Origin of the sequence: Brachybacterium sp. AOP24-D1-21, assembly GCF_052378665.1 — a bacterium.
Lineage (GTDB): Bacteria > Actinomycetota > Actinomycetes > Actinomycetales > Dermabacteraceae > Brachybacterium.
The window spans coordinates 2,571,232-2,590,010 of sequence record NZ_JBQSXX010000001.1; the positions used below are offsets into that span (position 1 = coordinate 2,571,232).

At 70.0% G+C, this 18,779-nt stretch carries 16 protein-coding genes; 9 read left to right on the forward strand and 7 right to left on the reverse strand.

Going from position 1 to position 18,779, the window contains the following annotated elements; genetic code table 11:
• Positions 1-72 precede the first annotated feature (72 nt).
• The 3 genes from ACT3UF_RS11485 to ACT3UF_RS11495 all read right to left on the reverse strand — a co-directional run bounded on the left by ACT3UF_RS11485 (position 73) and on the right by ACT3UF_RS11495 (position 1,960).
• Positions 73-387 (reverse strand): putative quinol monooxygenase, encoded by a 315-nt coding sequence (locus ACT3UF_RS11485; protein WP_444605830.1) that lies wholly within the window; start codon positions 385-387, stop codon positions 73-75.
• Between the two features lie 128 nt (positions 388-515).
• Positions 516-1,436 carry an SDR family NAD(P)-dependent oxidoreductase gene (locus tag ACT3UF_RS11490; RefSeq protein ID WP_444608340.1) on the reverse strand — a complete coding sequence of 307 codons (921 nt, stop codon included), beginning with the start codon at positions 1,434-1,436 and terminating at the stop codon, positions 516-518.
• Between the two features lie 5 nt (positions 1,437-1,441).
• The gene (locus ACT3UF_RS11495; RefSeq protein ID WP_441443894.1) at positions 1,442-1,960 is read right to left on the reverse strand and encodes a MarR family winged helix-turn-helix transcriptional regulator; all 519 of its coding nucleotides are present in this window, start codon (positions 1,958-1,960) and stop codon (positions 1,442-1,444) included.
• Between the two features lie 108 nt (positions 1,961-2,068).
• Between ACT3UF_RS11495 and ACT3UF_RS11500 the strand changes: the two genes are divergently transcribed.
• Complete coding sequence (locus tag ACT3UF_RS11500; RefSeq protein ID WP_444600850.1) at positions 2,069-3,010, forward strand: EamA family transporter; 942 nt, start codon at positions 2,069-2,071, stop codon at positions 3,008-3,010.
• Between the two features lie 74 nt (positions 3,011-3,084).
• Here ACT3UF_RS11500 and ku read toward each other — a convergent pair whose 3' ends face one another.
• Entirely contained in the window at positions 3,085-4,203 is a 1,119-nt protein-coding gene (ku, locus tag ACT3UF_RS11505; protein ID WP_444608341.1) for a non-homologous end joining protein Ku, read from the reverse strand.
• 122 nt (positions 4,204-4,325) lie between these two features.
• Here ku and ACT3UF_RS11510 point away from each other — a divergent pair, with 122 nt between their 5' ends.
• On the forward strand, positions 4,326-6,920 hold the full coding sequence (locus tag ACT3UF_RS11510) for an ATP-dependent DNA ligase (RefSeq protein ID WP_441443891.1): 2,595 nt from the start codon (positions 4,326-4,328) through the stop codon (positions 6,918-6,920).
• Between the two features lie 626 nt (positions 6,921-7,546).
• A complete protein-coding gene (locus ACT3UF_RS11515) occupies positions 7,547-7,750 on the forward strand; it encodes a cold-shock protein (RefSeq protein ID WP_299300980.1) in 204 nt (67 codons plus the stop codon).
• A gap of 85 nt (positions 7,751-7,835) precedes the next feature.
• On the opposite strand, the gene ACT3UF_RS11520 is transcribed toward ACT3UF_RS11515, so the two are convergent.
• The gene (locus ACT3UF_RS11520; RefSeq protein WP_444600852.1) at positions 7,836-10,253 is read right to left on the reverse strand and encodes a family 78 glycoside hydrolase catalytic domain; all 2,418 of its coding nucleotides are present in this window, start codon (positions 10,251-10,253) and stop codon (positions 7,836-7,838) included.
• 95 nt (positions 10,254-10,348) lie between these two features.
• Between ACT3UF_RS11520 and ACT3UF_RS11525 the strand changes: the two genes are divergently transcribed.
• From ACT3UF_RS11525 to ACT3UF_RS11535, 3 genes are all read left to right on the forward strand, one after another.
• Positions 10,349-11,059 carry a M50 family metallopeptidase gene (locus tag ACT3UF_RS11525; RefSeq protein ID WP_441443889.1) on the forward strand — a complete coding sequence of 237 codons (711 nt, stop codon included), beginning with the start codon at positions 10,349-10,351 and terminating at the stop codon, positions 11,057-11,059.
• Between the two features lie 107 nt (positions 11,060-11,166).
• On the forward strand, positions 11,167-12,675 hold the full coding sequence (locus tag ACT3UF_RS11530) for a lipase maturation factor family protein (protein ID WP_444501809.1): 1,509 nt from the start codon (positions 11,167-11,169) through the stop codon (positions 12,673-12,675).
• A gap of 164 nt (positions 12,676-12,839) precedes the next feature.
• Positions 12,840-13,457 (forward strand): biotin transporter BioY, encoded by a 618-nt coding sequence (locus ACT3UF_RS11535; RefSeq protein WP_441443888.1) that lies wholly within the window; start codon positions 12,840-12,842, stop codon positions 13,455-13,457.
• 121 nt (positions 13,458-13,578) lie between these two features.
• Here ACT3UF_RS11535 and ACT3UF_RS11540 read toward each other — a convergent pair whose 3' ends face one another.
• Positions 13,579-14,595, reverse strand: coding sequence for a YdcF family protein (locus ACT3UF_RS11540; protein WP_441443887.1), 1,017 nt, complete (start codon positions 14,593-14,595; stop codon positions 13,579-13,581).
• Between the two features lie 106 nt (positions 14,596-14,701).
• Between ACT3UF_RS11540 and ACT3UF_RS11545 the strand changes: the two genes are divergently transcribed.
• On the forward strand, positions 14,702-15,262 hold the full coding sequence (locus ACT3UF_RS11545) for a DUF6328 family protein (RefSeq protein ID WP_441443886.1): 561 nt from the start codon (positions 14,702-14,704) through the stop codon (positions 15,260-15,262).
• Between the two features lie 106 nt (positions 15,263-15,368).
• Here ACT3UF_RS11545 and ACT3UF_RS11550 read toward each other — a convergent pair whose 3' ends face one another.
• Positions 15,369-16,802 carry a tagaturonate epimerase family protein gene (locus ACT3UF_RS11550; protein ID WP_441443885.1) on the reverse strand — a complete coding sequence of 478 codons (1,434 nt, stop codon included), beginning with the start codon at positions 16,800-16,802 and terminating at the stop codon, positions 15,369-15,371.
• A gap of 162 nt (positions 16,803-16,964) precedes the next feature.
• On the opposite strand from ACT3UF_RS11550, the gene ACT3UF_RS11555 reads away from it, so the two are divergent.
• Positions 16,965-17,978, forward strand: coding sequence for a LacI family DNA-binding transcriptional regulator (locus ACT3UF_RS11555; protein WP_441443884.1), 1,014 nt, complete (start codon positions 16,965-16,967; stop codon positions 17,976-17,978).
• A gap of 78 nt (positions 17,979-18,056) precedes the next feature.
• Positions 18,057-18,728, forward strand: coding sequence for a DUF1801 domain-containing protein (locus tag ACT3UF_RS11560; RefSeq protein WP_441443883.1), 672 nt, complete (start codon positions 18,057-18,059; stop codon positions 18,726-18,728).
• Positions 18,729-18,779: the final 51 nt, after the last annotated feature.

The window sequence follows — 18,779 nt, forward strand, 5'->3', positions numbered from 1 at the left end:
CGGTACGCCGCCTGCGACGACCCCGCCGGAGCCTCTGCTGTGGGCAGAACCAGGCTCCGACGGGTTCAGAGGTCAGAGCTGTCCCTGCGCCTCCGTGCCTGCAGGGATGGGGGTCATGCGGGTGACCAGGCCCGGCTTCTCGACCAGGTCCGCCACATCGGCGCGCAGGATCTTGACCTCATCGCTGTCGCCGTGGATGTCGAGCGCCTCGACGGAGGACCACTTCTCGATCATCGTGATGGTGCCGTCCTCGGCGTCGTGGATCGCATAGAGCTCGCAGCCGTTCTCTCCGTGCACGGCGGCGATGCCGCGATGCATGGCCTCGGCCAGCTCCTGCTTCTTGCCGGGCTTGGGGTAGAAGATCGCGGTGACGACGACTGCGGTCATGGGGGCTCCTGGTGCTGATCGGGGTGGGGTCCTGACCGCCCATCCTGCCCCGTCCGGCCGGGAGCCTCCACACCGTCCGAGCGCTGGGCGCTCAGCGGTGCGCGATCGTCAGACTCGGTCGCCGAGCCTCAGCGGGCCGGGGACAGCCCGACCAGCTCGGCGCTGCGCTGCCACAGCCCCTCGGCGAGAGCGAGGTCGTCGGCCTGCGGGTTCACGCGCGTGGTGGGCCGGTCCTGGTCGTAGTAGCGCCCGGAGGTCCAGGTCGAACCCGGCACGCCGGTGAGGAACCAGGCCAGGGTCGCGCCGCCCTGTTCGGGGCTGATCATCGGTGCGAAGCGCGCGAGCGGCGACTGATAGAACCAGCGCATCGAACTCGCCGATCCGGCGGAGAAGCTCGTGCGCACCAGCCCGGGGTGGAATGCCGCGGAAGAGAGCCCCTGGTCGTGGAACTTCGCGTGCAGGCTGCGGGTGAACAGCACGTTCGCGAGCTTTGCATCCCCGTAGGCCTTGCGCGGGCTGTATCTCCGCTCGTTGCCGAGGTCGGAGAGGTCCAGGTGCCCGAACAGCCGGTTCGCCATGCTTGAGGTGTTCACGACCGAGGCGCCCCCGGGCAGCAGGCGTGGCAGCAGGAGGTTGGTCAGCAGGAACGGGGCGAGGTGGTTGACCTGGAGCGTCTTCTCGAAACCGTCGACGGTCGGGGTGCGGTCGCCGAAGATTCCGCCGGCATTGTTGGCGAGCACGTCGATGCCGTGCTCGGCGGTCGCCGCTGAGAGCTCCGCCGCGAGGCGGCGCACGTCATCGAGACGAGCGAAGTCGGCGATGAAGTGTTCGGCGTCGATCTCCCGCGCGACGGCCGCAGTCTTCTCCGGTGAGCGACCGACCACGAGCAGGCGGACGCCCGTGCCGGCGAGCTGACGGGCTGCGGCGGCGCCGATCCCGTCGGACGCGCCGGTGATGACGATGGTCGTCGGTGTCTGGGCCTGTGTTTGGGACGGCTCGCCGGTCGTTCTCCGACCCGACGCATTCTGGTGGCTGAGGTTCTTGCCCATGCGGGTCAGTCCTTGCTCGTGTCGTGGGTGGAGACGTCGCCCGAGTTCTCCAGGAAGCGTTCCAGCAGCTTCGCCAGCTGAGTCTGCTCCTCGCGCGTGAGCCGGGCGTCCAACAGTTCCTGCTCGGCGTTGACATGGGGGACCACGATCTCGTCGACCAGCTCCCGCCCAGCGTCGGTGAGGCGCACCAGCACGCGGCGCCGGTTGGAGGGGTCCATCGTCCGCTGCAGCAGCCCTTTGTCCTCCAGACGCTGCAGGCGGTTGGTCATCGCGGCGCCGGTGACCATGCTCGAGGCGGCCAGCTCGCCGGGGGTGAGGGTGAACGGGGACCCGGACCGTCGCAGGGCGGCGAGGGTGTCGAATTCCCCGCGATGCAGGCCGACGCCCCGGAACGTCGCCTGCAGCGTGCGGCCGGCAATCTCGTCGACCCGCGAAAGGCGTCCGATCACCCCCATCGGGGTGGCGTCGAGATCCGGTCGCTCCCGGGCCCACTGGGCGAGGAAGTCGCTCACGCGGTCTGCCATGTCATTCCCTCCTGGCGCGGATGGATCGCTCGCGGTGGGGCCAGCGTGAGCGAACCTTCGACATCTAACTGTTTGACGGGACTCTATCGCAGGCATACATTCTCAACCATGAAACAGTTAGACATCGAAAGATCGCGGGGCGGGAATGCTTCCGCGAGTGGCACGCCGTCGGCTCCGCGCCCTGGGTCGGCCGCCGCGCTGACTGTCGCGCTGACGGCGATCGCCCCGATCACCTGGGGGACCACCTATCTCGTCACCACCGAACTGCTGCCTCCGGATCATCCCCTGTGGTCCGGGGCTCTGCGCGCTCTGCCGGCAGGCCTGCTCGCCCTCGCGCTCGGCCGCGCCCTCCCGCACGGCCACTGGTGGTGGCGCTCCCTGCTGCTGGGCACGCTCAACATCGGCGCCTTCTTCCCGCTGCTGTTCCTCGCCGCCTACCTGCTGCCCGGGGGAGTGGCGGGAGTCTTCGGCGCCACCGGGCCGCTGCTGGTCGCGGTGCTCGCCGCTGTCCTGCTCCGGGAGCGGCCGACGGTGCGTCGGCTGATCTGGGGAGTCCTGGCTGTGCTCGGAGTCGCAGCCACGGTGCTCGGGCCCGATGCCGCGCTCGATCCGCTCGGCATCCTCGCGGGCATCGGTGGCGTGGCTTCGATGGCGGTGGGCACGGTGCTGTCCAAGCGGTGGCGGCCACCCGTCGGCCCCATCGCCTTCGCAGGCTGGCAGCTCACCGCTGGCGGCCTGATCATCCTCCCTCTCGCCCTTGCCGTCGAAGGCACGCCGCCGGCGCTCGACGCGCAGGCGACGATGGGCTATGCCTGGCTCGCGCTTGTGGGAGGGCTTCTCGCCTACGTGCTGTGGTTCCGGGGCTTGGGTCAGATGCCAGCGGGGAGCGCTGCGTTCCTCCCGGTGCTCTCCCCACTCGTTGCGGCTGTGCTCGGCTTCCTCGTGCTCGGCGAGCAGCTCACGGCCGTCCAGCTGGGCGGCTTCGCCCTCGCCCTGATCGCCGTGGTCGCAGCCCAGGAATCCCGTCGAGCGCGGGAGATGTCGCCATGAGGATCCTCGGTGCCGACGGCGCCTCGCCCCTGCGAGAGCAGGGCGGAGGCGGACGGTGCCCTGGGAGGTGAGGCCTACGCCGACTTCTTCGAGCGCTCCGCCGACGAACCGGAGGACTTCTTTGCAGCCTTCTTGGCCTTCGGAGCCTTGGTCTTCGTGCCTGTGCTCTTGGCCGAGGACCCGGACTTCTTCGAGGAGCCGGAACTCTTGGAGGCGCTGGACTTCCCGGAACCGCCGGACTTCTTGGAACCGCCAGACTTCTTGGAGGCACCGGAACTCTTCGCGCTCGACGCCGTGGAGTGCGAGGACTTCTTCGCCGAGTCCGACTTCTTCCGCGTCGGGCCCGACCCCTTCTTCTCCGTCTCGTCCTTCTGCTGTGCCGGCGATGATCCCGATCCGCGGCGCTTCTGCACGCTGCGTTCCAGTGCGTCCATCAGGCTGATGACCTTCCCGCCGCCGCCAGCCGCGTCGGCCTCGTCTTTCGAGCTGTCCTTCCCGAAGGTCGCGTCGGTGTCCACGGAGTCTCCCTGCTCGAGCTTGGCGTCGACCAGCTCGCGAAGCTGCGCCTGGTACTCGTCGGTGAACTGCTCAGGGTCGAAGTCATCGCTGAACTGCTCGACCAGGGACGCCGACATCGCCAGCTCCTTGCTGCTGATCTTCGACTTCTTGGGGCCGAAGTCGACCTCCTTGAGGTCTTTGGGCCAGCGCAGGGTCTGCAGCGCGAGCAGGTCCCCGTGGATCCGCAGCACCCCGAGGCGGGTCTTGGTGCGCAGGGTGAAGGTCACGACAGCGGTCCGCTCCGTCTCCTCCAGCGTGCGCCGCAGCAGCACATACGCCTTCGCGGAACGCCCCACCGGCTCGAGGAAGTACGAGGTGCCGAGCAGGATCGGATCCACCTGATCCGAAGGCACGAACTGCACGACGTCGATCTCGTCGTTGTCCTCCGCCGGCAGCTTGTCCAGCTCCTCGTCGGTGAGCACCACCGTTTTGTCGCCATCGTCGTAGGCCTTGTCGATGTGCTCGTAGTCGATCTCTCGGCCGCACACCTCGCAGGTGCGCTGATACCGGATCCGCCCGTGATCCTCATCGTGGACCTGATGGAAGGAGATGTCGTGCGAGCGGGTGGCTCCGTAGAGCTTCACCGGCACGTTCACGAGGCCGAAGGTGATCTCACCGCTCCAGATTGCGCGCATGCCCCATGACATCACGGAGAACCGGCGGTGACCAGGAACGAGCGGTCGGACGGTTGTGCACCTATGGGAGATGAACGATCCCGGGGCGTGACGAATGCGGCGATCGGGGGCACAGTGGGCCCATGGCCATCCCCGCACAGCACGTCGAGGTGGACGGACGGAGGGTGAAGCTGTCGAACCTCGACAAGATCCTCTACCCCTCCACGGGCACCGCCAAGGGCGAGGTGATCGACTACTTCCACCGCATCGCGCCGCTGCTGATCCCGCAGGCCGCGCGTCGTCCCGCGACGCGAAAACGGTGGGTCGACGGGGTCGGCACCACCGAGCGGCCCGGCAAGGCGTTCTTCCGCAAGGATCTGGAGGATCACGCACCGGACTGGGTGCCGCGCGCCGAGATCCGGCACAGCGAGGCCACCGCCACCTACCCGCTGGTGGACGAGGTCGCGGTGCTGGTCTGGCTCGCCCAGCTCGCAGCCCTCGAGATCCATACCCCGCAGTGGCGCTTCGACGAGCACCTCGAACCCGCAGGTCCCGACCGGATGGTCCTGGATCTCGATCCCGGAGAAGGCGCAGGGCTGGCGGACTGCGCTCTCGTGGCGGGATGGTGCCGCGAGATCCTCGCCGATATGGGCCTGGACTCCTATCCCGTGACCTCCGGATCCAAGGGGATCCATCTGTACGCGCCGCTGGACGGCAGCAGCACGGCCGACGAGATCGCACAGGTCGCGCATCAGCTGGCCCGGGCTCTCGAGCAGGACCACCCCGAGCAGGTCGTGAGCGAGATGAAGAAGTCATCGCGCCGCGGCAAGGTGCTCGTGGACTGGTCGCAGAACAACGGGCAGAAGACCACCATCTGCCCGTACTCGCTGCGAGGAAGACTGCGGCCCACCGTCGCCGCCCCGCGCACCTGGGAGGAGATCGAGGACCCCGGCCTCGAACAGCTCGAGATGGCCGAGGTGCTCGAGCGGCTCGAGGAGGGCATCGACCCGATCGCACCGCTGGGCATCGCGGCCGCAGGGAAGGCACCCGCGGTAAAGCGCGCCCGGGACCGGCTCGAGGTGTATCGCTCGAAGCGGGACCCGGAGAAGACCCCCGAGCCCGTCCCCGCGCCGAAGCGCGACCCGGACACCGGCTCCGCAGCTGCACAGGAGGCGCTCGAGGCTCTGCACTCCGAGGAGCCGATGTTCGTGATCCAGGAGCATCACGCCTCACGCCTGCACTGGGACTTCCGTCTCCAGCACTCCGGGGTGCTGGTCTCCTGGGCGGTGCCGAAGGGCCCGCCGCTGGAGACGGACCAGAACCGGCTCGCCGTGCAGACCGAGGACCATCCCCTCGAGTACGGCACCTTCGAAGGCACCATCCCCGCACAGGAGTACGGCGGTGGGGAGGTCGCCCTCTGGGATACCGGCACCGTCGAGATCGAGAAATGGCGCGAGGGCAAGGAGGTGATCGTGGTCTGCCACGGTCGCCCGGACGGCGGCCTCGGCGGGGTTCCGCGACGCTATGCCTTCATCCACACCGGCGGGATGGGCGGATCAGGGAAGTCCGCCGCCGCGAAGGAGAAGGCGGCGGCGAACTGGCTGCTGCACCTCATGAAGGACCAGCCCGACGGTGACGGCGACAGCGAGGGCGGAGAGGGCGGCGGGTCTGCACCCCAGAGCGCGCCGACCACGCGGTCGCGGAAGCCTCCGCGGCGCAGCGAGGACGAGGAGCCGGCCGGGTCGAGCGCGGCCGGCATGGGAGAGCCGCTCTCACCGATGCTCGCGACTCTCGGCACTCGAGGCGACATTCGCCAGGAGGACGAGTGGGCCTTCGAGATGAAATGGGACGGGGTGCGCGTCATCGCGACCGTCACCGAGGGTGCCGTGCGGCTGACCAGCCGTGGCGGCAACGACCTCACCGCGACCTTCCCCGAGCTCGCGGAGCTGCACGACGCCGTGGACCCGGAGCTCAGGGTCGCTGGCGAGACCGTGCTGGATGGGGAGATCGTGGCGCTGGATGGGAGCGACCGGCCGTCCTTCTCCCGGCTCCAGCAGCGACTCGGGCTGACCCGCGAGCGCGACGTCGCCCGAGCGCGGGAGGAGGTCGAGGTCCACGTGATGCTGTTCGACCTGCTGGTCCGCGGCGGTGAGTCGCTGGTGCGAGCGTCCTATCTGGAACGCCGGGAAGCGCTGTTCGACGCCGTCAGCGTGACCGAGCACGTCCAGCTGCCCCACGCCGACCACGGTGACGTCGAGCATGCGATCGAGATCTCCCAGCAGCTGCAGCTCGAAGGGGTGATGGCGAAGAAGGAGAGCGGCATCTACCAGGCCGGGAAGCGCTCGCGCACCTGGATCAAGCTCAAGAACGCCCACCACCAGGAGGTCGTGGTCATCGGGTGGCGACACGGCAAGGGGGAGCGCTCTGGGACCCTCGGCTCCCTGCTGCTCGCTGTCCCCGACACCGAGGGTGTCCTGCGCTATGCGGGACGGGTGGGCAGCGGCTTCTCGGGCCGAGATCTCGAACAGATCGCCACCGCCCTCCGCTCCCGGACCCGGAAGACCCCTGCGGCGAACAACGTGCCAGCAGCGGATCGCCGTGACGCCGAGTGGGTGCGCGCGGATCTGGTGGGCGAGGTGCAGCACGCCGAACGGACCGAGGACGGTCGCCTGCGCCATCCGGTCTGGCGCGGATGGCGCCCGGACAAGGAGCCCGCACAGGTGCGCTGGGAGGACTGAGGGCCTGGGGCCCCGGGGGCGATGCCGTCGCGATGTCCCGGACGTACGGTGGGTCACATCGGGGTTCGAGCACAAGGGTTCATGCCGTAGTCTTCTCGAAGTCGTCCACACGGCCCGGTCATATGGCAGGATCTGTGGAAGACACGCACGGCGCAGGATGCCTCCCTCGGAGGCGACCGACGACGGTCGCGCAGCACTTCCGACGAAATTGGGACTTCATTACCTCCTCCGCACTGCCTTTGTACGACGACGCTTCTGCGTCACACCTCACGATCGCGCCGATGACTGCCACCGCAGCCGTTGCAGCGCACCAGACCCTCTCCTGGCTCCGAGCCGATGACGACGTCCACGTCGCCACGCTCGCCGGAGAGTTCGCCGGCCATGTCGTCAGCACCTCCGCTGACGCGCCGGTCCACACGGCCTACGGGCCCCAGTTCGGCCGCATCGGCGACTTCGTGTCGCTGGCCGCGGCTCAGGCGGCCCTCGTGGCCGCACCCGCCCCCCAGAACGGCAGCGGTGACCGCATCGGTCGCCGTGACGCCAGGGGCACAACCCATCCGCGGCGGCGCCGTCGTCACGGATACCCGGGCCACGAATGTGGTTCACGACAACGAAGGAATATCGCCATGGCTACTGGCATCGTCACCTGGTTCAACTCCGACAAGGGCTACGGCTTCATCGCCCCCGAGGACGGCTCCGCCGATGTGTTCGCTCACTTCAGCGCCATCGCCGGCACCGGCCGTCGCGACCTCGAGGAGAACCAGCGCGTGGAGTTCGAGACCGAGCAGGGCCCCAAGGGTCTGCAGGCAGTGAACATCCGCGCCCTCTGAGCGCTCCGGCCGATCTACGTATCGGCCGCATGACCTCGACGCCCGTCGGGTCCGGCTTCGGCCGGGCACGGCGGGCGTCGTGCTGTCACCAGGTCACGACGTGGCGCCCTGCCTCGCAGACCTTCTCGGTTCCGGGCAGGAGCACCCGTGCACGGGCTCCCTCAGGGACCACCAGCGTCATCACGCGCTCCTCGCGGTCCACCTCGATCACGATCTCCCCGAGATCCGTCTCGCGGGAGAAGGCGATGTGGGCCACCGGCACCCGCGGATCGGGCTCGACCACGAAGTCCCGCCATCCGTCGGGCCCTCGCCGCAGCCCCACCACCCATTCATGGAGCCAGGTCGCGGGGGTGCCCATGAAGTAGTGGGAGCAGGAGCGGGGGTTCTCCCACATCTCCATGAAGGTCGAATTCCCTGCCTCCAGCCACGCCTTCCATCCCGGCGCGGTCGGCGAGTTCAGCACCCGCCAGGCCAGCTCGCCATGACCGTGCGCCGACAGCACCGGCAGCAGGAAGCGCACTCCGATGTGCCCGCAGTCGTGGTGATCCCCGCGCGCCTCGATATCCGCCACCAGATTCGCCACCACCGCCTCGACGTGCTCGGGCGGGACCGTCCCGAAGGCAAGGGGCAGCAGGTTGCTGGTCTGGCGGTAGGCGGGTGCGGCAGCGCCCGCAGGGCCGGGAGAATCCGCAGTGTTCGCCCTCCCGCCCTCGGCGCGAGTGCCGGAATCTTCGGGAGCGGCGGAATCCTCTGGAGCGGTGGAATCTTCTAGAGTGCCGGGATCGCGGTAGCGACCCGCGACGGGGTCGAGGAAGACGGCGTTCACCGCCTCCTCCAGCGCGGTGGCGTCGGCCCGCAATGCTTCCGGATCCGGCACCCCCTCGATGCTCTCGCCGCTCGCGGTCCAGGGGTCACCACCCGCACCGCCGCTCTCGAGCGTGGCCAGGTCCACCGCATGGGCGAGGGAGCGCAGGGCCCTTGCCACGAACAGCGAACCGGACAGGCGCTTGTCCTCCGGGGCAGGGCCGGGGCTGCCCGGGCTGAGGTAGTCGCCGAGCACCCCCGAGATCAGCCCCTCCTGGTCACGTCGGGAGAGCTCATGAGCGAGATAGCTCGCCGCCGCTGGACCGTGCAGCGCGACCAGCCCCACCTCGCCGTACTCGGTGACCATCTCGTCCAGTAGCGTCGGCAGCAGGCAGGTCCACTCCGGGGCGGGCGAGAGCTCGTCATACCCCCAGTCCGGATTCGGCGAGATCACCGCGAGGGATCCGTCCGCCCGCTGCCCGTCGACCTGGTCCGCCAACCACTTGCGCAGCATCCGGCGCATATCGAAGCTCGTGGTCATCGCCGCGAGCGCCGTCAGCGCATCACCGGTCCACCCGTTCTTCTCCTGGATCGGGGTATCCGTGGGGACGTGATGCATGTTGTTCAGCAGGGAGGCGCGCATCGCCGCGTCGAACTGTTCGAGATACGGATCCGACGAGCTCAGCCTGCTGACCTCGCGAAGATCCGCATGGGCGAGGACCCCGGTGACCTGGAGCCCAGCCAGGTCGCCCGAGAGCGGTTCGAGCTGCACATAGCGGAACCCCTTGTAGCTGTGCCGCGGGGCGAAGGAACGTGCGAAGGCAGGCTGCAGCAGCACCCGGTCCTGCTGGAAGCGATCGGTGTGGATGTGCTGGTTCACGTCATCCACTGTGCCGTCGGCCAGGAGCTTCTCCCCGTGCCGTGCCACGAACTCGACCGGGGGCGCCCACGGCCCCACCTCAGCGGGGAGCGTGAAGCGGCACCAGCCGGCGATCACCCGTCCCATATCCAGCACCACCCGCTGCGGAGTGGAGGAGACCAGGGTCGGGAGGAGCTCCTCGCGCACCACCACGGGCTCCTGCACCTGGCGCACCAGCAGCGGTTCAGCAGACCTCTGCGCCCGGCGGGACCCGCTGCCGGGACGGTCCACCAGCACCGGCGCCCAGCCGGCATCGTCATAGCCCGGCAACCGCCATGCGGCCGGGTCCTCGGTGGGAGCGAAGGTCTCACCCTCGTACATCGAGTCGAAGACCACCGGGCCCGGCCGGGTGCGCCACCCTTCCCCGGTGGACAGCGCCCGGGTGGTGCCGTCGGCCAGATCGATCCGCAGCCGCGCCCAGGCCCGCACCGGGCCCCGCCAGGGCGCCAGATGCCAGCGCCATTCGTTCGGGGTGGTCATCGCATGGAAGCCGCGGCCCAGTTCGATGCCGAGCACGTTCTCGCCGCGGGTGAGCAGCTCCGCAGCGTCCACCTCGCACACCTGCACCCGTCGGCGAGGATCCGTCAGCCCCGGGTCGAGCAGACCGTCGCTGATCGGAGCGCCGTTGAGATAGGCGCGGAAGGTGCCCAGGCCCGTCACCAGCAGCCGCGCCGCGACCGGCGGCGAGGCCAGCTCGAACGACATGCGCAGGAGCGGATTCTGCGGATCCTCACCGGGGGCGGTGATCCATCGGGCGAGGGCGGGGTCGATGTCCGGCATGCGGTGCCACCAGGTCCTTCGAGTCGTCGTCGACGGGTGCGGACAGTCTGGCACGCTCCCAGCGCGCTCCAGGCCGGAGCTGTCACCATGGCTCCATGACCCTCGAGCAGATCGGCCGCGAGATCACGGGCCGCCTCATGCCCGACGCTGCGCCCGCCACCGGCTGGTGGACACTGCTCGCGCTCGTCCTCGCACTGGTCGTCGTGGTGCTGCCTCCGCTGTGGAGGTTCGCCCGGCTCGCGGTGACGATCGTGCACGAGCTCGGCCACGCGGTCATCGGGATCCTGATGGGACGACGCTTCACCGGCTTCGTGGTCAGCGCCGACATGTCCGGTCACGCGGTCACCGTCGGCCCGCGGCGCGGCGTCGGCCGGGTGGCTTCCACCTGGGCCGGATACCCGGCCCCCGCCATCGTGGGCGCACTGCTGGTCCAGATCTCCCTGCACGGCTGGGCGCGCACCGCCCTCTCCATCGCTCTGGTGGTGCTCGTGCTCTCGCTGTTCTTCTCCCGCTCGCTGCACACCCTGGCCGCGGTGCTCGGCACTGCTGTGGGCGTCGGCGCCCTCTGGTGGTGGGGCAGTCCCGCGCTCGCCGCGCTGCTGACCCTGGCCACCGGGGTGTTCCTGCTGCTGGGTGCCTGGCGTCACCTGGGGGCGGTGATCACCGGCGGCGGTAGCTCCGACGATCCGGCCCAGCTCGCCCAGCTGACCCCGGTGCCAGCCTGGATGTGGACCGCGAGCTTCGCCCTCGTGCTCGGCGCCTGCAGCTGGTGGGCGGCCAGCACCCTCGCACCCTTCGTGCTGTGAGCGCCGGAGTCGGCGCCGGGACATGGGCGCGCCCGTGACAGTTCCGGCCCGGCGGCGGATGATCGGAGGCGGAGACCCCGAGCCCGGAGGTGGACGCCGTGGACGCCATGGAATGGACGAGCTGGCTCGCCCTGCTGGACGGGCACGACCATCTGATCGCCCGCGAGGTGATCCAGCGGGGGGTCGCGGCGGTGTTCATGCTCGCCTTCCTCTCGAGCTTCCACCAGTTCCCCGTGCTGCTGGGGGAGCGGGGCCTGCTCCCGGCGACTGAGTTCCTCGAGCGTGTCGGCGACCGCGCCGGGCCGACTCTGTTCCGCTGGCGCCGGACCCCGTACAGCGATCGCCTGCTGCGGGTGATGTGCCTGGTGGGCATCGTGCTCGGTGCCGCGGTGGTGGTGGGTCTGCCGCAGCAGGGGCCCGCATGGTCCATGATCGCGGTGTTCGGCGTGATGTGGCTGCTGTACCTGTCGATACATTCCGTGGGCCAGGTGTTCTACGGCTTCGGCTGGGAATCGATGTTGCTGGAGTGCGGGTTCCTGGTGGGCTTCCTCGGCTCCCACGCGGTCGCGCCGCCGCTGCTGATCCTGTTCTTCCTGCGCTGGATGCTGCTGCGCCTCGAGTTCGGGGCAGGGATGATCAAGCTGCGCGGCGACGAGTCCTGGCGGGACCTCACCGCGATGGATCATCACCACCAGACCCAGCCGATGCCCGGTCCGTTGAGCCGCCTGGCCCACCTCGCGCCGCGCTGGTGGCACCGACTCGAGGTGCTCGGCAGCCATGCCGTGCAGCTCGGGGTGATCTGGTTGATCCTGCTGCCGCAGCCGTTCGCCTCGATCGCGGCGGTCGCGGTGATCCTCACCCAGCTCTTCCTCGTGCTGACCGGCAACTACGCCTGGCTGAACTGGCTGACGATCCTGGTCGCCTTCGCGGCGATCAGCGACTCGTTCCTGCGCTGGGCGACCGGCGGGCCCTGGCCGGGCTGGGGATGGCAGCATTGGCCGCGATGGCCGAGGAGCGGGGATCCCTTCGCAGCCGGCGCCCCGCCCGCCGTCGATGCCTCGCCGCTGTGGTGGCAGCTGCTGATCCTCGCCGTGTTCGCGGGGCTGCTCGTGCTCTCGTGGAAGCCGCTGCGCAACCTCTTCTCGTCCCGGCAGCTGATGAATGCGAGCTTCAACCGCTTCCACCTGGTCAACGCCTACGGGGCTTTCGGATCGATGACGGAGAGACGCTTCGAGGTGGTCATCGAGGGCACCCGCGCCCCGGACCCGGACACCGCTGACGAGGAGGAATGGCTGCCGTACGAGTTCAAGGGCAAGCCCGGGGACGTGCGCCGGCGCTCCAGGCAGTTCGCGCCCTATCACCTGCGGTTGGACTGGCAGATGTGGTTCCTGGCGCTGCGTCCCGGCCCGCAGGCCTGGTTCGTGGCGCTGCTCGAGAAGCTGCGCAGCGGCGACCCCGGCGTACGGCGCCTGCTGCGCACCGATCCGTTCGAGGGTCGGGCGCCGACGGGGATCCGGGTGCGGTACTTCGAGTACCGCTACGCACGGCCGCCGGAGCGGCGGGGGAGCGGTGCGTGGTGGGTGAGGACCGACCTGGGGGTGATCGCCAGACTGTGATCGGCAGACTGTGATCAGCAAGGGGTGATCGCGAGGTGGTGAACACCGGGGTCTGTGCGCCGGACTGCGAACGCCTGGCTCGCAGCGCGCTGGACCGGTCGCGACGGGATGCGGTCAATGCGTAGGCTGGCCCCTGCTGCATCCGACCGTTCCCGAGGAGCCCCATGTCCGCGATCGCCATCCCGGCCCGCCGCCCTGTCCTGGCCGACGCCCTGGCCCCGCACCGCACCCGCCTGCAGGACGCCGGCCTGGTGCTCGCGGGCGCCGGCATCGTGGCCCTGCTCGCCCAGGTCACGATTCCGCTGCCGCTGGTGCCGATCACCGGTCAGACCCTCGGCGTCATCCTCGTCGGCGCCGCGCTGGGCTCCCGCCGCGGCGCGACGGCCCTGCTCACCTATCTGCTGGTCGGGCTGGCAGGTGCGCCGGTGTTCGCCGAGTTCACGGGCGGGCCGGCCGCGGTCCTCTCCCCGAGCTTCGGGTTCATCCTCGGCTTCGTACCCGCCGCCTTCGTGGCGGGCTGGTTCGCCGAGCGCGCCTGGGACCGCAAGCCGTTCCTCGCCATGGCCGGCTTCGTCGCCGCGAGCGTGGTGCCGTTCCTGCTCGGTGTGCCCTACCTCGCCATGATCCTCAACGCCGTGATGGGTGCGGAGCTGGGCCTGGGCGGCATCCTGGCCGCCGGGGTGTGGCCGTTCGTCGCCGGTGGCCTGGTCAAGGCCGGTATCGCCGCCGTGCTGATCCCCGCCGCCTGGCGCGGGGTGCGCTCGCTCGACGAGCGCCGCTGACGTGACGCGGCGCCGCTGACGTGACGCGGCGCCGCTGACGTGACGCGGCGCCGCTGACGCGACGCGGCGCCGCCCGGACGGGGGAGTCCTCAGCCGGGGGAGTGCCTAGCCGGCGGAGTGCTCAGACCGCGAGCGTCGCCGCTCGCACCAGCAGCGCCACGAAGACCAGTGAGGGCAGGAAGCCCACGCTGAGCCAGAGCTTGCGGTAGGACAGGATCGCGAGGAACTCGCGCAGGGTGGCGCTGGGCACGAAGTAGAACGCCGTCGGCCCTCCGATCGCTTCATCGGCGTACCCGAGCGACCGAGCGAGCAGAGCGGCACGGAACGCGTGATACCTGCTGGTGGAGACGACGTACGGGCCCTGATGACCGGCTTCGTCGAGGATCTGGTGCGAGAAGCGCAGGTTCTCCGCGGTCGTGCGGGACGCGGCCTCGACCCGGATCCGCTCCGCCGGCACCCCCACCTCCTCGATCAGGTACTCCGCCATCGCCTCGGCCTCGGCGCGCGGCTCATCGTCGCCGCGGCCGCCCGAGGGCACCAGCAGAGGATCCAGCCCGGCGCCGAGCAGCCGCTCGCGCTCTGCAACTGCGCGGTCCAGCCGGCTGCGCAGCAGCTTCGGGACCTTGCCGTCGATCAGCCCGGAGCCGTGGATGATCACGCCGCTGGTCGCCAGCTGCCGCGGGAACAGCTGGTACGGGATCGAGGCGCACAGGAACACAAGGAACGCCAACCCCACATGGAGGGCGAGCAGAGCCAGCAGCGCCCCGGCGCCGAGGCCCAGCGGGGTCATCGTGAGCACCGCTGCCGCGGAGCCCACCGGCGCTCCCAGGAGTGCCAGTCCCGCCAGCGCAGAGAGCAGGTTGCCCAGAGAGCGTCCCTCCTTGCGCACCATCGTCAACCCGTTCCAGACCAGGAAGACGCCCAGGACCAGCACGCCCAGCAGCGCCACGCCAGCCCCGACGAGCACCAGCAGATCGCCCAGGGGCAGCGCGGTGGAGACCAGGCGAGCCAGCGTCGAGAGGCTCGAATAGAGCGCGATCAGCAGCAGCACCCCGTTGCGCACCCGTCGGCGATCCCGACGGAACACCAGCAGATACACCGCCCACCAGAAGGCGGTCCCGATCAACGCACCCAGCATCCGCGACTCCTCATATCGTCCTGGCACCCATCGTTCCACGGCCCGCACACCGGCCGTGCCGCCGGGGCGGGTCCTGCACCGCCGACGCTGGTTCTACACTGAGCCGATGGGCGTCCACGAGGTTCCAGACGAGGTTCCAGACGGGGTTCCAGGCGAGGGCCCGGACAAGGTCTCGCCCGCCGCGCAGGAGCCGACCGCGGGGCGTTACCAGCGTGAGGAATCCGCGGCCGAGCGGCTGGATCGCAACTGGAACGAGCTGCTCCAGGAAATCCGGGTGCTGCAGACCGGTTCCCAGATCCTCGCAGCGTTCCTGGTGGTGCTGCCCTTCCAGTCGCGCTTCGAGGAGCTCGACCCGGTCCAGATCGGCTGGTATCTCGGACTGTTGCTGCTCGCTCTGCTGATCGTCGCTCTGCTGCTGACCCCGGTCGGGATGCACCGGCGACTGTTCCGCCAGCGGGCCAAGGACGAGATGGTCAAGACCGCCAACACGTTGCTGCACGCCGCCATCCTGCTGCTCGGGGTGCTGCTGAGCGCCGTGGCCGGCTTCGTGATCGATGTGGTGCTCAGCCGGGGTATCGCCGTGGGAGTCAGCCTGCTGCTGCTCGGCCTGATGGCCGCGCTGCTGATACTGCTGCCGCACCGGATCGCGCGGAAGACGCGGGGCTGAGACGAGGACCCGCGGCTCGGCGGGAACGCCGGACTGCACCGCTGCCATACGCCGGAGGGCCGGTCCGCGCTGAAACGCGAACCGGCCCTCTGAGGATGCTGCGGGATCAGCGAGCCAGCGGCGCCGCGAACGGCGAGACGTGCTTCCCGATGTGGGCGGCGAGGACGTCGGTGTGCTGGGCCTGGTTCGCCGCGACGACTGCGAGGAAGCGGTCGTGGATCGAAGCGCCGGAGGCGTCCTTCCCGTTCAGCGAATCGCCATAGCCGACGTGCAGGATCTGGCGGGCGTCGTTCGAGCGGATCAGCTCCAGCAGGTCCACGCCCTCCAGCGACGTCGGGGTGCGATCCTCGTGGGCGGAGACCTGGTAGCTCGCGCGGGCCTCGACGTAGGAGGCGCGGGAGATGTCCCAGATGGCTGAGAAGAGCTCCGCGTCATGAGCGGCGACGATCTCGACGCCGCACAGGTAGCTGGTGCCGGAGGTCTTCAGGTGCACCAGGCCCTGGGTGGCCTCGACGCACAGCGGGTAGATCGAGAACTTGTCCGAGCCCGAGTGCAGCGAGATCTTGTAGCCGCCGAACTGCTGCGAGATCGCGTGGTGCGCCTCGAGGTTCGTGCGCAGCTCCTCGGCGTCACCCAGGAAGTCCAGGCCCTTCTCGAAGCCGTCCACGTAGCGGGGGGCGAAGCTGAACCAGGAGGCGCCCAGGCGCTTGAGCTCCGAGGCCATGTAGAAGTGCTCGAAGAAGGTGGTCAGCCAAGCGGTCTCGTCGACGGCGAACTCGATCTCGACCTCGTGCTTCGCGTTCTCGGTGACGTGGCGGTACAGGCGCATCGACTCCACGACCGCGCGGCCGTACTTCACGGCGGCGGTGAGGACGTCCTGCTCGGTGACCTCGATCTGCGAATGACCGACGTCCAGGGTCATGCCCACGTAGCGCTGCTTGAGAGCCTCGAGGGAGTCCTCGAGCTGGTCCCAGGGCAGCGCCGCGGCGTCGGCCTCGGAGACGCCGGCGGTGACGTCGGCGACCATGTCGCCCGGATCGAGGGTGAACATCACGAAGCCCGCGTCGAGGCCGCGGTCGATGCCCTCGGTGGTCTTGATGTGGTCGCAGTCGGCGCCGAAGCCGCTGTCCCAGCCGGCCTCGACCAGGCCGAAGATCGCGTCATCCATCACGGACTGGGCGTTGCGGCCCAGGCGGTCCATCTCGCGGATCGACTGCTGGGCGAGGACCGGCATCACGCCGGCGCCCTGGGTGGCGAAGGCGCGCGCCTGGCCGGGAGTGGCGAGGCCGGTGCGGTCGCCGGTGCCGATCGAGGTGCGGTGGCCGCCGATCTTCTGGGGGCGCAGCGCGGGGAAGGCGGCCTGCAGCGCCTTGGCGTTCGCGGTGGACAGGGGGCCGGTGAGCACGTGGCCCTCACCGGCTGCAGCGGCCTCGCCCTCGAAGGAGCTCAGCGCGGTCGCCGCGGAGGCGATGAGCTGGAGCGAGCGGGCAGAGCCGTCGTAGCGGATGCTCGCCTCGAGGGCGTCGTTGCGCAGGGTCATGAAGTTCTCCATTTCGGATGGGTGAGGGACGTCCGCTGTCCCGACGGCCACCATCGCCGTACATCGTAAACGATTGCATACATTTGGCCTGGGTGGAGGGCCATGTTTCGGCTATGCTCTCCGCAGTGACTGCAAACTTTGCAGGTCGCAGAGGAGGCGAGCATGGCGGTGACGCTCAAGGACGTGGCCCGGCAGGCAGGGGTCTCCATCGCGACCGCGTCCCGCGCCTTCCAGCGCCCCGAGATGGTCGGCGCGAGCTCGCTGGCCCGCATCCGAGCAGCTGCGGCCGACCTCGGGTACAGCCCCAATCGCACCGCCCGCGCGCTGATCACCGGCCGCGCCGGGGTGTACGGGGTGATCGTGCCCGATCTCGAGAATCCCTTCTTTCCTGCGGTGCTCAAGGGAGCCCAGGCGCGCGCCCACCAGCTCGGCGCCCAGCTGCTGATCACCGACGCGGGGGAGTCCCCGGACGGTGAGCTGCCTCTGGTGCGCACTCTCGCCCCGCAGGTCGACGGGATCATGCTGTGCTCGAGCCGGATGGATGAGGACTCCCTGCGCGAGGCCGCAACTCTGACCCGGCTCAGCCTGGTCAACCGGGTCTCGCCTCAGCTGCCCGGCGTCTACGCCGATCCCGAGCCGGGGATCCCCGCGGCGGTGCAGCATCTGCGTCGGCTCGGACACCGTCGCCTCGGATACGTGGGTGGACCCGCCGTCAGTCGTTCGGACCGGGCGCGCCGCTCCGTGATCAGCCGTATCTGCGCCGAAGCCGAGCTGGACTGGGTCGAGATCGGTCCCTTCCCTCCCACCGCGGACGGCGGCCGCGCTGCGGCCGAGGCGCTGCTGCAGACCGATGCCACCGCAGTGCTGGTCTACAACGACCTGATGGCGCTGGCGCTGATGGAGCGCCTGCGCAGCTACGGCGTGGACGTGCCTGGCCAGATCAGCGTGGTGGGCTGGGATGACATCCCGTTCGCCGCCATGGTCACCCCGGGCCTGGCCACCATCCGGGTGCCGCGCTACGACATGGGCGCGCGGGCGATCGAGATGCTCCACGAGGGCACCCTCCGGGAGGCGGACCCCGCACATCTCGGGCTGCCGACGCAGTTCGTCCCCCGGGCCTCCATCGCCCGGGCCGACGGTGCAGGTCTCAGCGGCCTCAGCGGTCTCGCCGGGTGAAGACAGCCGGGTGAAGACAGCCGGGGGAAGACCGGCGGGTGCAAGGTGCGGCGGGAGCCACTGCTCTACGCTCCCTCCATGAGTGACCTGTCCACCTCCATCGGAGATGTCCCCGGCGTCGGCCGGCCTGCTGCTCGCGCCCTGGCCGGCTCCGATCTGCACACCGTCGGTCAGCTCGCAGGCCTCGACTGGCAGCAGCTCGCGCAGCTGCATGGAGTGGGTCCGGCGGCCGGGCGTCGGCTGCAGGCGGTGCTCGAGCTCCATGGGGTCCCCTTCCGCAACCCGCCCGCGCCCGCACAGCGACAGGACGTCGTGACCAAGGGTGCGACGGGCACGGGCGCTGCGGACATCACCACCCACGCCACGGAGGTCGACCCGGCGCAGTACGTCGCCGGGCTCGATGCGCGCCGCCGCCGCGAGGGCGCCATGCTGCTGGAGATGTTCGGCGAGGCCACGGGGGAGCGGGCCACCATGTGGGGGCCCAGCATGATCGGCTACGGCGAGGTCCACTACCGCTACGCCAGCGGCCGCGAGGGTGACACCTTCCAGCTCGGCTTCAGCCCCCGCAGGGCCGAGCTCGCGCTCTACGGCATCCAGGGCTTCCCCCGTTCCGAGGAGCTGCTGGACCGGCTGGGCAAGCACCGGCGGGGTGCGGGCTGCGTCTGGGTCAGGAAGCTCGAGGACATCGACACCGCGACGCTGGCCGAGCTCGTCGCCCATGCCTGGGAGAACGGGCCCGACACCGCCTGAGCACAGCCGGCCGAGCGCACAGCCCGGCGGTGACGCTCCGCTCAGCGGGGC